Raw genomic sequence first — 15,094 nt, forward strand, 5'->3', positions numbered from 1 at the left:
AATGCCTGGCGACAACTTGAAATTTGAAGTTGAGCTAATTGCGCCAATCGCGATGGACGAAGGTTTACGCTTCGCTATCCGCGAAGGTGGCCGCACAGTTGGTGCTGGTGTTGTAGCAAAAATCTTAGACTAATCATCTAAGACGCTCACACTAAGAGCAAAAAATATAAAAGCCGCTTTTTAAGCGGCTTTTTTTGGCTAACTTTTTTATTCCACTTAAACTTTCATTAAGCACTTACGTGCAAAGTATTTAAAAAACAGGTTTTGGTTATGCTCTAGGCATCACTTTATAAACACCCTTACCGTCAACACCTACATATAAATATCCACTTGGACTCATACTAAAGCTGCGCACACGACCTATTCCTTCAAACAAAGATGCATGGCCTGTCACCTTGTCGCCATCCATTTTTACTAATACTACTTGAGCGAACTTTAGTGACCCAACAAGCATGTGGCCTTTCCACTGCGGATAATTATCACTTTCAACAAACACCATACCCGAAGGTGCAATAGAGGGTGTCCACTGCCAATTAGGCTGTGCCATACCGTCTTTTTCAGTAATCTCAGTAAAGCTAGTGCCGCTATAATTCACTCCATACGAAATTATTGGCCAGCCATAGTTGGTCGATTTTACTATACGATTAATTTCGTCACCACCGCGCGGACCATGTTCATGAGTCCAAATGTCACCAGTTTTCGGGTGTTTAGCCATCCCCTGAGGGTTACGGTGGCCATAAGAATAAATACTTGGATTTGCGTTATCGGTGCTCACAAATGGATTATTTTTTGGAATACTGCCATCGTAGTTGATGCGATGCACTTTTCCTGCGTCTCTGTCTAAGCGCTGTGGATTTTCATCGCGCGCACCGCGGTCACCTATCGAAACATACAAGTAGCCTTCGTTATCAAATTCTAAACGACTGCCGTAATGACGACCATTGGAATCATTGGGGCTTCCTTCAAAGATGACTTCAACATTGGTCAAGGCCATTGCTTTTTTATCGAACTTTGCTCTAACTACTGACGCATTGCTACCAGATTCTTCACCTTCAAAACCAGAATAAGAAATGTATATCCAACCATTCTCAGCAAAGTTAGGGTGTTTTTCTATGTCGAGCAACCCGCCTTGTCCACGAGCGTCTAATTTTGGCAAGCCCGAAATTTTAGCATCTGCTAATTTACCGTCAGAAATTAATCGCAATTCACCGCCTCTATCGGTGACCAACATATCGGCTTCATTTAACCACACCATTCCCCACGGAATAATGACAGCGTCGGTAACGTTTACTAATTCATATTGAGTATCGCTTGCGTCAGCAGTTATAGCTGGTGAGTCAACCTGACTATTCACACAAGCAGTTACGCTAGCAAAAGAGAGGGCAATAACAAGGGAGCGAATTCGCATAGTGTTTTCCTTTTCTAAGACATTATATTTACCCATATGAGAGCATAAGAGATCAGTTTATTGAGCTACAAAAATAGCACTTTTGTTGTGTAAAACACTTTGTTAGCCGCTTATCACAATTAACCAACAATAAGTCGCTTTTCATAAATATGGTAATACAACCTAAGTGTACACCTCTTGTGTTTACCTGTATAAATAAATATATTGGGAATACTGAATAAATCAAATATGGTAAAGAGTCGTGTTTAAACATGGTTTGTGCCGGATAGTAAATTGTTAGGTGCTCCAGTATGTTTAGCTATTACGGATTGAAATGGCCTGCGTCACACAAGTTTCTTACCAGTCCTCGCCATATTAGCGAACTGAGGGCTGTTTTAGTGTTTCTTGGCGTTCCTTTGGTACTAGTAACAATTTTGGTTACTAGCAGTAGTGACACGAAGATGATAACTTTTGAACTAGGTACCTTAGTACCTTTTTTAGCACTTATGTTCGTGTTCGCCTGTTTCGCTGAGGAATATGTTAAATTCTCATTGTTTGTTGTCAACTTATTGGGTTTTTTAGGTATTTTAGCAGGCTTATTTTATTCTATAAGCAGCTTTATATCTGTTAATGTTAGCTCCTCAGAAGTTGTTTTAGGCGTTTTAATATCAATTTATTCATTGGTCGCTGTATTAATGGGCTTTAGGAGTTTCAAATGTCATCAGCACCTAATAAACGCTTCAAGCGGTCAAAAATAAAGAGCAATTTTCGACGCTTAAGCGGGTGTTAAACATCCTAATGAATTTGAGTATTAGACATCTAGGACGGGGCGGGTACATCGAACATGGTCAGAATCGTTTCGAAATAGAGATGATGGCAGAGGGGCCGCTTTTTAGTATTTTCGGGATAATAGCTTCATATTTATTTTTAAAGCAGATCAATGGTCAGATATAATTGGACATGTAATGCTTGCGGACTTGGCAATGAACCCAACAGTTCAATTTGTAAAAATTGCGGTTGTGAAGCCGGAGCAAGCGCAGAAGAAGTTGAGAAACATAACGACCCTGAGGGCTTTAAGAAAAAGCAGTTTAAAAACTCTTTTCAGAAAGATTTGGGCCAACTTTTGTTTCTTCCGTTTTCGATTGTATTAGTCACATTTACTGGCAGGCTCGTGTTTGCTGCTTTGATTATACTAAGTATTTTTTCGTTATTAAAATTTCAAAAAAAATTACTGTCATTTATTTTTAGTGATTTGTGGTTAAGAAAGGTAATAATGGCAGCAAGTATAGGTATGGCTTTGCTTTTAATGGTGCGTATTGTATTTATACCAGATGATAGCGTTCTTGTTATTTGGCTTTCTGTTGGCATAGTGCTAGGACTAGCGATAGCTTATTTATTATTATTCAAAACTAGTAAAGGAAAGCTAGCATTTGAAAGGTATTATCAAGGCAGTAGTTAACAAAAAGTTGAATACGGATTTTATGCAAGAACCGCGCAAAATTGCTTATGGAAAGTGTTCTGTACTCAAGGAGAATTAAGCACATGGATTCAGGCCCTAATTATAACAACTACACACTAGAAGAACTTTTAGATGTTCAAAATAATATCGACAAAGAACTTTACCCTGAAAGAGCTAAAGAAATAGAATTAGCACTTTCAAATAAAAAGAATAACCCTGAAATTCAAGAAGAGATAGAAAATCACCAAGAAGTAAGTAAATATTCAACATTCTGGCGACGGCTTTTTGCTGCTATTATCGATGGAATTATATTTGCATTCATTTTATATGTTGAATCCTTAGTTTTTGGTGTTGAAGATAGTACTCAAGATATACTTCTTCAAGCTTTAAACGGTGTTCAATTAGCAATATACGCCATATTTATGCATGGTTATTTTGGTCAAACTATTGGGAAAATGATTATGGAAGTTAAAGTCCTAAATCATGACACGGAGACTGAGATAAACGTAAAACAAGCATTGCGCAGAGAGTCAGTTAATTTAGTTTTAAATATTTCTTGGGTTATAATCATTCTAGTCGTAGCAACATCATTAGAAATGTCAGGGACTATTTCTGTGGGTTTATCTTATGCGGTAATTGGTTTTGGTATTTTAGTTATGGTTTGGGGAATATCTGAATTTGTAACTATGTTGTTTAACGATAAACGCAGAGCTCTACACGACTATATCGGTAAGACTGTCGTAGTTCGCATATAAAAATATGTCATCTCTACAATTGGACAATCAAAATTTTCCCTAAATCGATTAACTGAGGAAAAAGGTTCGGTTGAAAACAACTTAAACTCGATTGAACGAAAGCAAGCTGAAGAAAAGCTTAGCAACAGAGTTTCAAATGCATTTTTTTGGGGCTTAATGTTAGGTATTGCCATTCCGTATTTGGGTGGATGGCTTTTTGGTTTGTATGAATGGTTATTTTAAGCAAAATAAAAACAGTTGATAATAAGTCTGTCAGTTTACAAACGAATTTAAATATTGGCGAAGCACAAATATAACCTTCTTTGATAGTAGAATTAGGTAAAGAAGCTATCATAAAGGTTGGAGATAAAACGTTTTCGGTTGAAATCAATAAGTCGGTTCAAGATCATTTATGAGTATCGAGTATAAAATAAATAAAAAAATAACAAGTGCTCAGTTCATTACTTTACTTAAATCCTCAACATTGGCTGAACGACGGCCAGTAGATGACCATGATTGTATTGACGGTATGCTTGCCAATAGTAATTTGTTAATAAGCGCATGGGATAACAAACAATTAGTTGGCATCGCAAGAAGTATTACTGACTTTCATTATGCCTGTTATCTCTCTGACCTTGCTGTTCATGTAGACTATCAAAAAGCTGGTATTGGAAAAGAGCTTCAAATTACTACTCAGGCCCAACTTGGCTCCAAGTGTAAATTGATTTTGATCGCTGCTCCAAACGCTAATAAATATTATGAGCATATCGGATTTACAAACAATAAACGATGTTGGGTGTTAGAGCGTGGCTCAAGAATTGGCAGTTAATTAAATTAATAAACGCTCTAAACAAGGTCATGTGCTCTCATGCTGCACTGATGTAGTCGCTCATTTATATCCCGCAAATATGCCTTGTTTAATTTTCGCTGTATTTCATTTTTTGGCCGTTTGAAGCTAAAGACTCGTAATAATGACAATTACTTGAATGAACAATGATGGCGTCTTGAACCTCGTCATTTTTCATATTATTCTGAACAGCATAAACAACGGAGAAAACATGAAATACTTTTTTTGGTTCGGTGTACTTGCTTACGTGTTCGTATATTTTTATGCCGCATGGGTGTATGAGGGCTTTAGTATGCCGCTTGCTATAGTTATTTTCGTTCTGCTTGTTTCATTTGTATATTGGCGATATAAACGCCATATTGAACTGCAAGCGCAACAACAAGCTCAACAGCATATGCAGGCTCAAAGTCCAATAAAAAGTGAGCCGCCAAAAAACCTATCTATTTGGAGTTCTCCACTGCCATACATGGTAATACTAGTGATGATTGTTGTTTATGCTGTATTACAAGTGTAAAAGCGAGCAAGCTATTCAATTATGAAACAAGTAAGTGCAAGGAGACAATATGATACAAGCAATGAATATACATTATCTTGAAATTGTGACACCAGACGTTAACGATATGGTCTCATCTTATGCTGAATCCTTAGATATTTCGTTTAGTGAGCCAGTTTTATCTTTAGGTGGTGCATATACGGCAGCGCTTTCTACCGGTGGCATGATTGGTATTCGAGCCCCGATGCACGAATCGGAAGAGCCAGTCACGCGGCCTTATAGCTTAGTTGATGATATTGAGCTCTCAGTAGCGTCTGCAGTAAAAACAGGTGCTATAGTGGCACTGCCACCTACCGATATTTCAGGTTATGGTAAGTGCGCTGTGCTAATGCAGGGTGGCGTGCAAATTGGCTTGTGGCAAATGTAAAAAGGAGTAAAAAATATGTCTTATGTTGATGGCTATGTCCTCGCTGTTTCGAAAAAGAACAAGGCGGCTTATATAAAGCTAGCTAAAGAGTCAGCGCTTGTGTTTAAAGATCACGGCGCTTTGTCGGTTGTTGAAAATTGGGGTGATGATGTGCCTGAAGGTAAGCTAACTTCCTTTCCTTTGGCCGTAAAGTGCGCAGAAGATGAACAAGTGGTGTTTTCTTGGATTACTTGGCCTTCTAAAGAAGCACGCGATGCAGGCAATAAAGCCGCGATGGAAGACCCACGTTTCGAAAATTACGATCCCAAGAATATGCCTTTTGACGGAAAACGTTTGATTTATGGTGGTTTTACAACCATAGCTGAGGCTTAGCTTAGGAACAATTTGCGATTCATACTTTTTCGACTTGTAAGCGATTATTGACTCTGCACACCCGGGGTTTAATTTTAGTTTGCATTAATTCTAGCGCGTCTAATGAGTTTAAAAATGGGTCAACGCTCGCTTTTTCAGTATCATTAAAGCCCTGATAAATCTCCAGAACGCGTTGTAACTTCCATTGACTAAAAGACCGCACCGCACGGGTGTCGGTGGCTTCACCGATTGTAAAGCTATGTTTGCCTACCATGCGTGGCAAAACAGATTTTTCTGGATTAGATTCAAGCCACTGCTTATTGAAATTGAGCGTATCAATTTGCACCGGCCAAAACTCTTTAAATTGACGTTTTAGCAGGGAAAGCAAGGTATCTGGTATGTGATCATCATCTAGCCACATTCCGCAATCTTGTTTTTCGCTGTTCATACGGTTTATCCAAGCAACTACGTTAGGAGCAATTTGTTGCATTATTTTGCCAGGTGCAGGGTCACGAAATAAATGCGCATACAACGGCCCCATTAGTCCAAAATCACCCACACAGGGGCGACTACCTAACAAATAGTCGTGCTCTGCAAAGTGCGCGTTTAGAGCAGGCAGCACATCGCCTTCGTACCAGTTTTCTATTGCAGGAATAGTCTTGTCACTTATGCCAAGTAAAGGCACAAACCCTTTAAATTTGGCGCCTAATTTTTTACCTACAAATCGACGAATAAAAGCAGGCATATTGGGAAATGCAATTTTTCCAAACTCTTCGTATATAAAAGGGAAATTGTCGTGATTCCAGCGATAGTGCATAGCCGGTAGTAATAACCATTCGTCAGCCCACATTTCAACAATGGCCGAGACCAATTCCTGTTTGGGTGTTGTGGGCCTTACCGAGCGTTCAGTGAAAGTATTTTCGAGTAAATCAATAATCGCAGAAGTGTCTTGAACAAATTCACCTTGTGGCGTTTCTACTACCGGTATAAAGCGGACACCTGTCTTTGGTACAATAATATTGGTATAAACTTTGCGGGAAGAAAAAACTTCTGTGAAGGGAATTTGCTTATAACGTAAATAAGCTCGAGCTTTGCCTGTATAAAGCGACAATGGCGCTCCATACAACTTATATAATTCACTCAATGTTTTTTAATCCTTGAATTTAACTAATCCAACGTTTTTTAGTTGCCCAATGAGCGAGTGCTAACAAGCCTAATGCAATTATAAAAACGATTGCTTGCATGAATACTACCTGTCCGCCATAAACAGAAGCTGTGTCTAATATTACGAAAAAAGCTATATCTTGTGCGATTAGTCCAAATAGCGATAGCAGCAGAATAACTTTGGCCCACGCTCTTTTCATTACTAAGCCGGCGCATCCAAGTGTACCTGCAAACACAGCCAATAATGAAGCAAAACTCACCCAGGATGGACGTGCAGCATACATTTCTTGTTGTTCCATGGGCAAGCTAGCAATCGATTCGGCGCTCATCATAAAGTCCATTATTACCGCAGCTAAACCAAGCAAATTCCATGCTAGTGCCATACCGGCAATAATAGTAAACCATACAGGAACGTCAATTTTCATTGTTTGTGATGTGTTGCTTTCGGCATCCATAGTTCACCTCGTGTTAATTTATAAGCTAATCTTAAAGCCTAAAGGGCGATTTGTAAAAAATATGTTAACTTTCGCTAAGAGTGAAGTATTTGGTAAAGCATTTATACAACTGAGTGCCGCTCAATACTGAAGCAGACGGAAAGTGTAAAATAGGAATAAGGTCGCATGGAGCTCTTAATTCTTGCATGCCTTGGTCGGTTTCTAATTCGTCTACATTTAAGATGCGGGCCATAACTTCGCCAGATAATACATGCTGACCTGGTGCAACACAGTACTCAACCATGCCGCCAAAATCAGTAAATAAGGTTTTATAGTCGCTTAAATAAACGCCTAATCTTTGCATTTTGGCGGGCGCATAATCTTGGGTATGCAAAACGTTTTTTGTCGCCAAATAGCCTAAAATACTATTTGCGTCTTTTTCACCTTCGGCAAAATCTATTACTTCTTGGCTGCCCATTTCGAGTGTAAATGCCTCTACGCCAAAATCATAAGCGCTGCCAAATTTCTCATCTAATGCATCTTGTAATGTCCACCACGGGCAAAAGCAGGCCTCATCTAGTGCACCTGCAAAAACATTGGGAATAAATATACAATGTGGAATAGAAAAAGCGGTAGCAGCGTCTTTCGCATATTCAGGAATATAGACATGCCTTGTTGATACTGGACCATTATGCAGGTCGAGCACATAGTCAGCTTGCACGGCAATTTGTTGAAGCTTTAAATTAAGTTGCTGTGCTAAACCTAAGCCCCAATTTTGTGCCAGTTTATTCGCAATTGATTTGTCTATCTGAGCTCTAAAGCGTTCTTTGATGCTTGTGATTGATTCGTCTTCAGTAACCGATTCAACAAAACGAGTGACTTGGTCTTTTTCGTAATAATACCCTCTATTCCAATTAGTGCCATTAACCGGGTCGAAACGCCCAAGCGTATACTCACCGGCTTTAATGTTGGTTCCAACCGGATTGCAGTTGGGTACTAAAATTACTTCGCCGTTTATCGTATTGGATTTTAACCACTGCAACAAATGATAAATAACCACATTTCCTTGTACCTCCGCGCCATGAATAGAACTCTGTATGTATATAGTGGGTCCCTTAAGGCCGTCGCTTATACGGTAAACCGGTACGTTTAAATTACGCCCAGAAGCATTTTGGGCAACGGCAATATAAGATTTGGAAATTCGTGAGCTTACTATATTTTTTGTCATTTTAGAGTTTGCAGAAACACTGTTATGAGATAGTTATTATAATGTATTATAGACCTCCTAATTTTTTATAGCATTGTTTACCGCTAGCAAAGCAATGCAAGTGTTATTTTAATTGTCGAGTTTACTGTATGCAAAATTCTATTAGCTTAGTTTCAGATGAAGTTTATCCTTCTAAAATTGTTTGCGTAGGACGCAATTATGTGGCGCATATTAATGAACTAAATAACGAAATGCCGGATGAACCTGTCATATTCATGAAACCTAACTCCGCTATTGCTGAAACCTTAAAACTACATAAAACTGACGAAATACATTTTGAAGCAGAGCTTTGTTTTACAATAAAAAACAATAAAATATTTGCTGTGGGTCTCGGCTTAGACTTAACCAAACGCGCACTACAAACTAAACTAAAAAGTAAAGGTCTGCCCTGGGAAAAATCTAAGGGTTTTGACGGTTCTGCGGTGTTCAGTGACTTTTTACCTTTAGATGATGTGAATTTAGGTGGGCGGCAATTGAATAGTTTGTCCTTTACTCTTCACATTGACGACAAGCTAGCTCAGGCAGGTGATTATTCACTCATGTTGTTTAAACCCGAAGCCTTGCTTACACATATAAGCGAGTCATTTAGTTTACAAGACGGTGATATTTTTATGACCGGCACTCCTGCAGGTGTTGGCAAAGTTGTGGCTGATAGCACATATAAGGCAGCATTGTTTGGTGTTGATAAAAATACACCAATACTGAGTGCACAATGGAAAGCTGTTTAATTTAGTTAAGAAGGAAGGTCAGAATGTTAGTCATCTGAACCTTTTTTTATCGATTTTTTTTCTTCTATCTGGGGCGCATTAACTACTCGTAATGATGCGGTCGCTAAACTTACTTCTATAAAAAAACATATTAAACCGCAGGCAAGTAATACAATAATCGAAATAAAGCTGATCACAATCCAATCATCGATGGTGTTATGGGTATAACCTTGAAAAATTAATAAAAAGATATTGATACATACGGCGACAGAGGCTGCACATAATAGGTTAATAGACCAATTTGCCCAGCGCATTCGTCTTGATAAGACAGTAAGTTCAAGTTGACGTTTGTGTTGCCAATGCTTTGCCTCGGGCGTATCGAACCACCTAACTCGGTCGATAATGCGAGTGAGTCGAGTTGTGAGTACATTGAGCAATGTGCCAATGCCCACAATTAGAAAAACAGGCGTTAATGCTTGCTGGATGAGTAAAACGGCGGTAATTTGGTCTTGCACTGAGGTTTCCTATAAAAGGCTATGATTGAAGGATACGCCTTATAAGGGCTGCAGGTCAACCAGTTCAATCACTCGCCATATAATCGCTCGCCATATAATCGCAAAGGGATTTTACTACTTTTAAACGCTCGGGTTCATCTCTTAACAAATAATCGATAGATACCAATGTCGATTTATCTTCAACTTTATCCAAGAAAAATATGCCATTTAAATGGTCAATTTCATGTTGGATTAAACCTGAGAACTCGCCTTCCATTTTGAGTCTTTGTTCGAGTTGTTTTTCGTCTAGAAACGAGACAACCACCGACTGATAGCGTTTAACTTTTGCTCGTATATTGTAAAAACTAAAGCATTCTTCTTCAAACATAAAGGTACTTTCGCTGCGCTCAATAATACGTGGATTAATGATATTGATGAACTCACCATCTATTCTTAAAACAATTAAGCGAATAGACACACCCACTTGAGGCGCACTCAGCGCATTCCCATTTTCGTCTGAAATTGATTTTATTCCGTTCAAAATGGCATGCATTTTTTGTATTGATGAGGCAACAATCCCACTTTCGAAATCAGCTTGACTAATTATTTGGGAAGGAGTGCGTAATATAGGATCGCCAACTTGCTTAATTTTCATAAGATACCTCTGAGCGTTTCATCGTACTTAATTGTACCGCTTTGTTTACTTAACACAAATGTGGCGATATATATGTATTATGCTAGCACTTTTGCCAATTTCGCAAACATCAACAGACCTTAGCGTGCGCTAGCATATTGACGAATAAAGTCGGCATGACTGGGTAAACTGTTTGTTGCGCTCAACATAGCTTTTTGCATAGAGTTTAAACTGTGCTTTATTTCAGAGATAGGAATGTCGTTTAGCATGGGGTCAGCGACATTAGGCATAATGTTTTGGCCCAACATTACCGCAATCCAGCTAGGCTTTGAAAACAATTCGCCTTCGTCACGAAACACCCGACCACCTGCTTTAAACAAATCCATTTTATGTTGCAGACTATCTGGAATATTCATGGTTCGGCAGAAGTTCCAAAATTCACTGTCAGTGCGCTGTGTGGCATGGTAATGCAGAATGATGAAGTCACGAACTTGCGCAAATTCTCGAGACATTAGCCGATTGTACTCATTGCGTATAACCTCATTATTACTCGCGTTAGGATATAACGAAATAAACCGTGCAATGCCTTGTTGAATTAAAAAGATAGAGGTTGATTCTAGGGGTTCAAGAAAACCGCTTGCAAGCCCTATACCTACACAGTTCTTAAACCAAAATTGTTCCCGGCAACCGGTTTTAAAACGTATTGTCCTTGGCTCTCCTATAGGCTCTGCGTCAAGCCCAGCGAGCAGTATTTTTTGTGCTTCATCGTCGCTCATAAAATCGGTTGAATATATATGCCCATTACCGGTTCGATGCTGCGTTGGAATACGCCATTGCCATCCGGCTGTTTTAGCGGTTGATTTGGTAAAAGGCAATAAGGGTTCAGTACGCTTGCTCGCCACTGCTTGGGCACTATTACATGGCAACCAATGACTCCAGTCTTGATACTTAACGCCCAAGGTTTGTTCAAGCAGCAGTGCCCTAAAACCTGTGCAATCAAAGAAAAAGTCGGCACTATGCTTAGCGCCTCCCTCTAAATCAACCGCATTGATATTGCCAGACTGCGGTTCGACGTTTACTTCGGCAATTTTTCCCTCAATGCGTTTAACGCCTCTTTTTTCAGCATATTGTCTTAAGAAGGCGGCATATCCCGCTGCGTCAAAGTGGTATGCATACCGCAAGTGTGACAATACAGAACGCGGGTTAGGGTCTGGGTGCCTGAACTTTCCTTGTTTAGCCGCAACCGAACAAATACTGTAATCTTCCAGTTCGGCTGGGTTGCCATGGGCTTTGGTATGCAACCAGTACTGATGAAAATCGATGCCGTGCATGTCAACACCATGCCCGCCAAAGGGATGAAAATAACTGTCGCCAAGCTTGCCCCAATTGTTAAACTGAATGCCCAGTTTAAAGGTGCCATTGCACGCTGCTAAGAATTCTTTTTCATCAATACCCAACATACTATTAAAGTTTGCAATGTCGGGTATGGTTGCTTCACCCACGCCAATTGTGCCTATTTGTTCTGACTCAATCAGCGTGATGTCGACATTTTGAGATTCTAGCATGCGAGAAAGCGCTGCGGCAGTCATCCAACCAGCAGTACCGCCGCCAATGATGGCAATAGATTTAATTGTGTTATCGCTAATGATTGACATGCTTTTCCCTTAAATACTGCAAAAACTTCTCAAGATAAATATGATGGGGTGGAATTTGTTGTGCTAGGTGTTGTAAGCCTTTTCGCATATTCAACAATTTACTCGCCATCTCGGTGGTATTAATTTGGTCAGCGAGTCGATCATAATATTGTGATTTACGCCCCATGCCAAAATGAAGAGTCAGCCAGTCTTCATCATGAAAAGGCTCTAAATCAAAATTAGCCAAAACACCCCTGTGATTAAACTGTTCAAGTTTGCGAGTGAGTTCGTCGCTAGCTGGCATTTGGTTTTCATCATATAGCGCAAATTGGAACAATTCTGCATGTTTCACGTCATTGATATAGCGCCGATTGTACTCTTTACTTTCCATGAGCATATTTTTGCCTAAGGGAATTAATTCAGCTAAGCGCAAAATATCTTTGCTTAACAACATGTGTGGAGCCGGCGTTAATGGTTCTATAACATAGGCGGCATGTCCAATGCCTACGCAATTATTTATCCATGCTTTAGGTCGTCTTCCAAGCGTAAATTGCCCAGTGCCCGACTGATTCGCAGCATGTTTTTTGACAGACAACAATAAATTTTTATTTTGTAAAGGTGTCACACTCTGCCATTGTGTGTGATCTCCTTGTATTTGCCTGTATGAAGGCCCAGTTTGTGCAACATTCACAAGCTTAAATACAGCATCTATTTGAGATTGTTGCTCAAATTCATCGCTGATCGATGACAATAATTTGCTGCTTGTGCCACTGCAATCTATAAATAAGTCTGCTGTGATTTGCTTCCCATTTGCCAATGTGATTGATTCGATATTGTTATCAACAAGGTTTACCGAACAAGACTCGGTGTCTACAATATTGATTTTTTTACTAGTCAATTTTTTGAAAAACAACTCAGCCCATTCTGTTGGATAGAAATGATAGCCATATTCTGCTCGTGATAAAGCTGATTCTGGTTTATCGACTGGCGGATGAGCGAAACGCCCGAGTTTGGCCGCTTGGGCACTGATCAAATAATCTTCAAGGTTGGCGTCATGTTTACGGATTATTTGGTGAAAGTGGACACCTGCTTCTGCGCTAAACGGTTGATGAAAACACTGTATCCAGTCGCGTTTATTTTCTCCCCAATCTACAAAACGTGTACCAAATGAAAATGACGAATCGCTTTGCAGCATGATTTCAGGTTCTGACACTGTCAATTGCAAATTGTGTTGGTATGCATCGGGCGAGGTGATTGAGCCATACAATAAATCACTGTCAGGACAGTCTTTGCTGCGAATCAAATTAAGCTGAACAGAACTGGGTAACATGGTTGTTAGCATGAGAGCGCATTGCGCAGCAGCTAGGCCATTGCCTACAATAGTGATACTGGTAATGTCCATTAAGGTGCTCTCAGTATTTTACTGTTAGACGCCGCACCGATAGTTTTTATATAGTCCATATGTGATTGGCAGGTCGCGACAGATTGCGCAATATCTTTTCGCATAGACTGACTCATATTTTTGATTTGCTGGAAGTCACTTTTGTCAACTCGTGGGTCGTAAGCTTGAGGAATTAGATTTTGTCCCATCATTACCGCTACCCAACTTGGCGGTAAAAAAGTACCAAATTCATATCGTTGAACATAACCACGATGTAACCAAGCGTCTATTTTTTCTTGCAAGCTATCTGGTAGGGTCATATTACTAAAATATCGCCACATTTCGCTGTCGGTTCGTTCATTTGCTACGTAGTGTAACAACAGGAAGTCGCGTACACGTTCATATTGGAGGCCCATTCGATTATTATATTCTTGCACTTCGTATTTATTGTCCTGCGTGACAGGAAATAATTCCAATAATGCAGTTATGCCTTCTTGAATCAAATGAATAGAGGTTGATTCCAAGGGCTCAAGGAAGCCTCCGGACAAGCCTATTGCAACCACGTTATTTTTCCAAAAATGATTGCGCCGCCCAGTTTTGAAAAACAATTGTTTTGGCTCGGCAAGCGCTTTACCATCAAGGTTAGACATCAACACGTTGGTGGCTTCGTCGTCGCTTATAAATTCGTTCCAATAAACATGCCCGTTACCGGTCCGATGCTGCAAAGGAATACGCCATTGCCAACCTGCTTTGCGAGCAGTAGCCCGTGTGTATGGGTTTATAGCGCCAGTACTCTCACACGGCACGGCGACGGCTCTGTTGCACGGTAACCATTGTGACCAGTCTTGATACCCCGATTTTAAGCTTTGCTCAATTAAAACGCCTCTGAAGCCTGAACAATCGATAAACAAGTCAGCTTCTATGATTTGCCCGCTATCTAATGTCACATTTGTTACATTGCCAGATTGTTGATCTTGCATCACATTGATGACTTTGCCTTCAATTCGGACAACGCCATTGTTTTCAGAAAACTGACGTAAAAATTTTGCATACAGGGAAGAGTCAAATTGATACGCATAACCAAAAGCTCTTTGTAATTCTGTTTTTCCAGACTCTGGAAGTTGAAATTTGCCTTGTTTTGCGGCCATGATGCCATAGGCATATTCGTCTAAAGAACCAAAGTCACCATGTTGATTTAATTTAATCCAATGTTGATAAAAATCGAGTTCATTAATACTGGTGCCAAAATCACCAAATGGGTGGATATAACGTTGACCAATTCGCCCCCAATCGCAAAATTCAATTCCAAGCTTAAAAGTTGCTTCAGTAGCTCTCATGAAAGCGCTTTCTTCAATCCCTAGGCCTTGATTGAAAAATCGTATATGCGGCAAGGTTGCCTCTCCAACACCCACTGTTCCGATGGCTTCAGACTCTACTAATGTTATTGAATTGGTTAGGTTTTTTACCTTTTTGGAGAGGGCTGATGCGGTCATCCATCCGGCCGTTCCACCACCTAATATGCATACTCGCATAAAATATTTTTACCTTTTTATTACAAATTTTGTTTTATTTTGTCGCGAACAATGATAATTTCTTTAACAGCCGATTAACATTATCCCAAAATTTTATCAGTAAAGGTGCTTAAATGCACTTTGTTTTTAGATAAAAATGTAAGGGGTTA

17 protein-coding genes are annotated in these 15,094 nt (G+C 39.7%); 8 read left to right on the forward strand and 9 right to left on the reverse strand.

Going from position 1 to position 15,094, the window contains the following annotated elements:
* A partial coding sequence (locus RM552_RS00005) for an EF-Tu C-terminal domain-related protein (RefSeq protein ID WP_489753035.1) occupies nucleotides 1-133 on the forward strand: 133 nt, incomplete at its 5' end.
* A 135-nt stretch (nucleotides 134-268) separates the two neighbouring features.
* On the opposite strand, the gene RM552_RS00010 is transcribed toward RM552_RS00005, so the two are convergent.
* Nucleotides 269-1,408, reverse strand: a complete 1,140-nt coding sequence (locus RM552_RS00010; RefSeq protein WP_311366748.1) for a PQQ-dependent sugar dehydrogenase — start codon at nucleotides 1,406-1,408, stop codon at nucleotides 269-271.
* A gap of 919 nt (nucleotides 1,409-2,327) precedes the next feature.
* On the opposite strand from RM552_RS00010, the gene RM552_RS00015 reads away from it, so the two are divergent.
* The 6 genes from RM552_RS00015 (at nucleotide 2,328) to RM552_RS00040 (ending at nucleotide 5,719) form a co-directional block, all read left to right on the forward strand.
* Complete coding sequence (locus tag RM552_RS00015) at nucleotides 2,328-2,846, forward strand: zinc finger Ran-binding domain-containing protein (RefSeq protein WP_311366749.1); 519 nt, start codon at nucleotides 2,328-2,330, stop codon at nucleotides 2,844-2,846.
* Nucleotides 2,847-2,929: 83 nt separating this feature from the next.
* Entirely contained in the window at nucleotides 2,930-3,601 is a 672-nt protein-coding gene (locus RM552_RS00020) for an RDD family protein (RefSeq protein ID WP_311366750.1), read from the forward strand.
* A 391-nt stretch (nucleotides 3,602-3,992) separates the two neighbouring features.
* Nucleotides 3,993-4,409: a GNAT family N-acetyltransferase gene (locus RM552_RS00025; protein WP_311366751.1), complete on the forward strand. Its 417-nt coding sequence runs from the start codon at nucleotides 3,993-3,995 to the stop codon at nucleotides 4,407-4,409.
* A 229-nt stretch (nucleotides 4,410-4,638) separates the two neighbouring features.
* The gene (locus tag RM552_RS00030) at nucleotides 4,639-4,941 is read left to right on the forward strand and encodes a hypothetical protein (RefSeq protein WP_311366752.1); all 303 of its coding nucleotides are present in this window, start codon (nucleotides 4,639-4,641) and stop codon (nucleotides 4,939-4,941) included.
* Nucleotides 4,942-4,990: 49 nt separating this feature from the next.
* Entirely contained in the window at nucleotides 4,991-5,347 is a 357-nt protein-coding gene (locus RM552_RS00035; protein ID WP_311366753.1) for a VOC family protein, read from the forward strand.
* 15 nt (nucleotides 5,348-5,362) lie between these two features.
* Nucleotides 5,363-5,719, forward strand: coding sequence for a DUF1428 domain-containing protein (locus RM552_RS00040; protein ID WP_311366754.1), 357 nt, complete (start codon nucleotides 5,363-5,365; stop codon nucleotides 5,717-5,719).
* A 19-nt stretch (nucleotides 5,720-5,738) separates the two neighbouring features.
* Here the strand turns inward: RM552_RS00040 and RM552_RS00045 are convergent, their stop codons facing one another.
* The 3 genes from RM552_RS00045 to RM552_RS00055 form a co-directional block, all read right to left on the reverse strand.
* The gene (locus RM552_RS00045; protein WP_311366755.1) at nucleotides 5,739-6,842 is read right to left on the reverse strand and encodes a glutathione S-transferase family protein; all 1,104 of its coding nucleotides are present in this window, start codon (nucleotides 6,840-6,842) and stop codon (nucleotides 5,739-5,741) included.
* 19 nt (nucleotides 6,843-6,861) lie between these two features.
* Complete coding sequence (locus RM552_RS00050; RefSeq protein ID WP_311366756.1) at nucleotides 6,862-7,317, reverse strand: hypothetical protein; 456 nt, start codon at nucleotides 7,315-7,317, stop codon at nucleotides 6,862-6,864.
* Between the two features lie 64 nt (nucleotides 7,318-7,381).
* A complete protein-coding gene (locus tag RM552_RS00055; RefSeq protein ID WP_311366757.1) occupies nucleotides 7,382-8,524 on the reverse strand; it encodes a M14 family metallopeptidase in 1,143 nt (380 codons plus the stop codon).
* Between the two features lie 128 nt (nucleotides 8,525-8,652).
* Between RM552_RS00055 and RM552_RS00060 the strand changes: the two genes are divergently transcribed.
* Nucleotides 8,653-9,291, forward strand: a complete 639-nt coding sequence (locus tag RM552_RS00060; RefSeq protein WP_311366758.1) for a fumarylacetoacetate hydrolase family protein — start codon at nucleotides 8,653-8,655, stop codon at nucleotides 9,289-9,291.
* Between the two features lie 26 nt (nucleotides 9,292-9,317).
* On the opposite strand, the gene RM552_RS00065 is transcribed toward RM552_RS00060, so the two are convergent.
* From RM552_RS00065 to RM552_RS00085, 5 genes are all read right to left on the reverse strand, one after another.
* A complete protein-coding gene (locus tag RM552_RS00065; RefSeq protein WP_311366759.1) occupies nucleotides 9,318-9,785 on the reverse strand; it encodes a DUF2721 domain-containing protein in 468 nt (155 codons plus the stop codon).
* Between the two features lie 64 nt (nucleotides 9,786-9,849).
* On the reverse strand, nucleotides 9,850-10,419 hold the full coding sequence (locus tag RM552_RS00070; protein WP_311366760.1) for a peptide deformylase: 570 nt from the start codon (nucleotides 10,417-10,419) through the stop codon (nucleotides 9,850-9,852).
* Between the two features lie 119 nt (nucleotides 10,420-10,538).
* On the reverse strand, nucleotides 10,539-12,053 hold the full coding sequence (locus RM552_RS00075) for a tryptophan halogenase family protein (protein WP_311366761.1): 1,515 nt from the start codon (nucleotides 12,051-12,053) through the stop codon (nucleotides 10,539-10,541).
* Nucleotides 12,040-13,434: a tryptophan 7-halogenase gene (locus RM552_RS00080; protein ID WP_311366762.1), complete on the reverse strand. Its 1,395-nt coding sequence runs from the start codon at nucleotides 13,432-13,434 to the stop codon at nucleotides 12,040-12,042. The genes RM552_RS00075 and RM552_RS00080 overlap by 14 nt, the downstream gene beginning before the upstream one ends.
* The gene (locus RM552_RS00085) at nucleotides 13,434-14,945 is read right to left on the reverse strand and encodes a tryptophan halogenase family protein (RefSeq protein ID WP_311366763.1); all 1,512 of its coding nucleotides are present in this window, start codon (nucleotides 14,943-14,945) and stop codon (nucleotides 13,434-13,436) included. Before RM552_RS00085 ends, RM552_RS00080 begins: the two co-directional genes overlap by 1 nt.
* Nucleotides 14,946-15,094: the final 149 nt, after the last annotated feature.

This window comes from Glaciecola petra (assembly GCF_031846345.1).
Classification (GTDB): Bacteria; Pseudomonadota; Gammaproteobacteria; order Enterobacterales; family Alteromonadaceae; genus Glaciecola; species Glaciecola petra.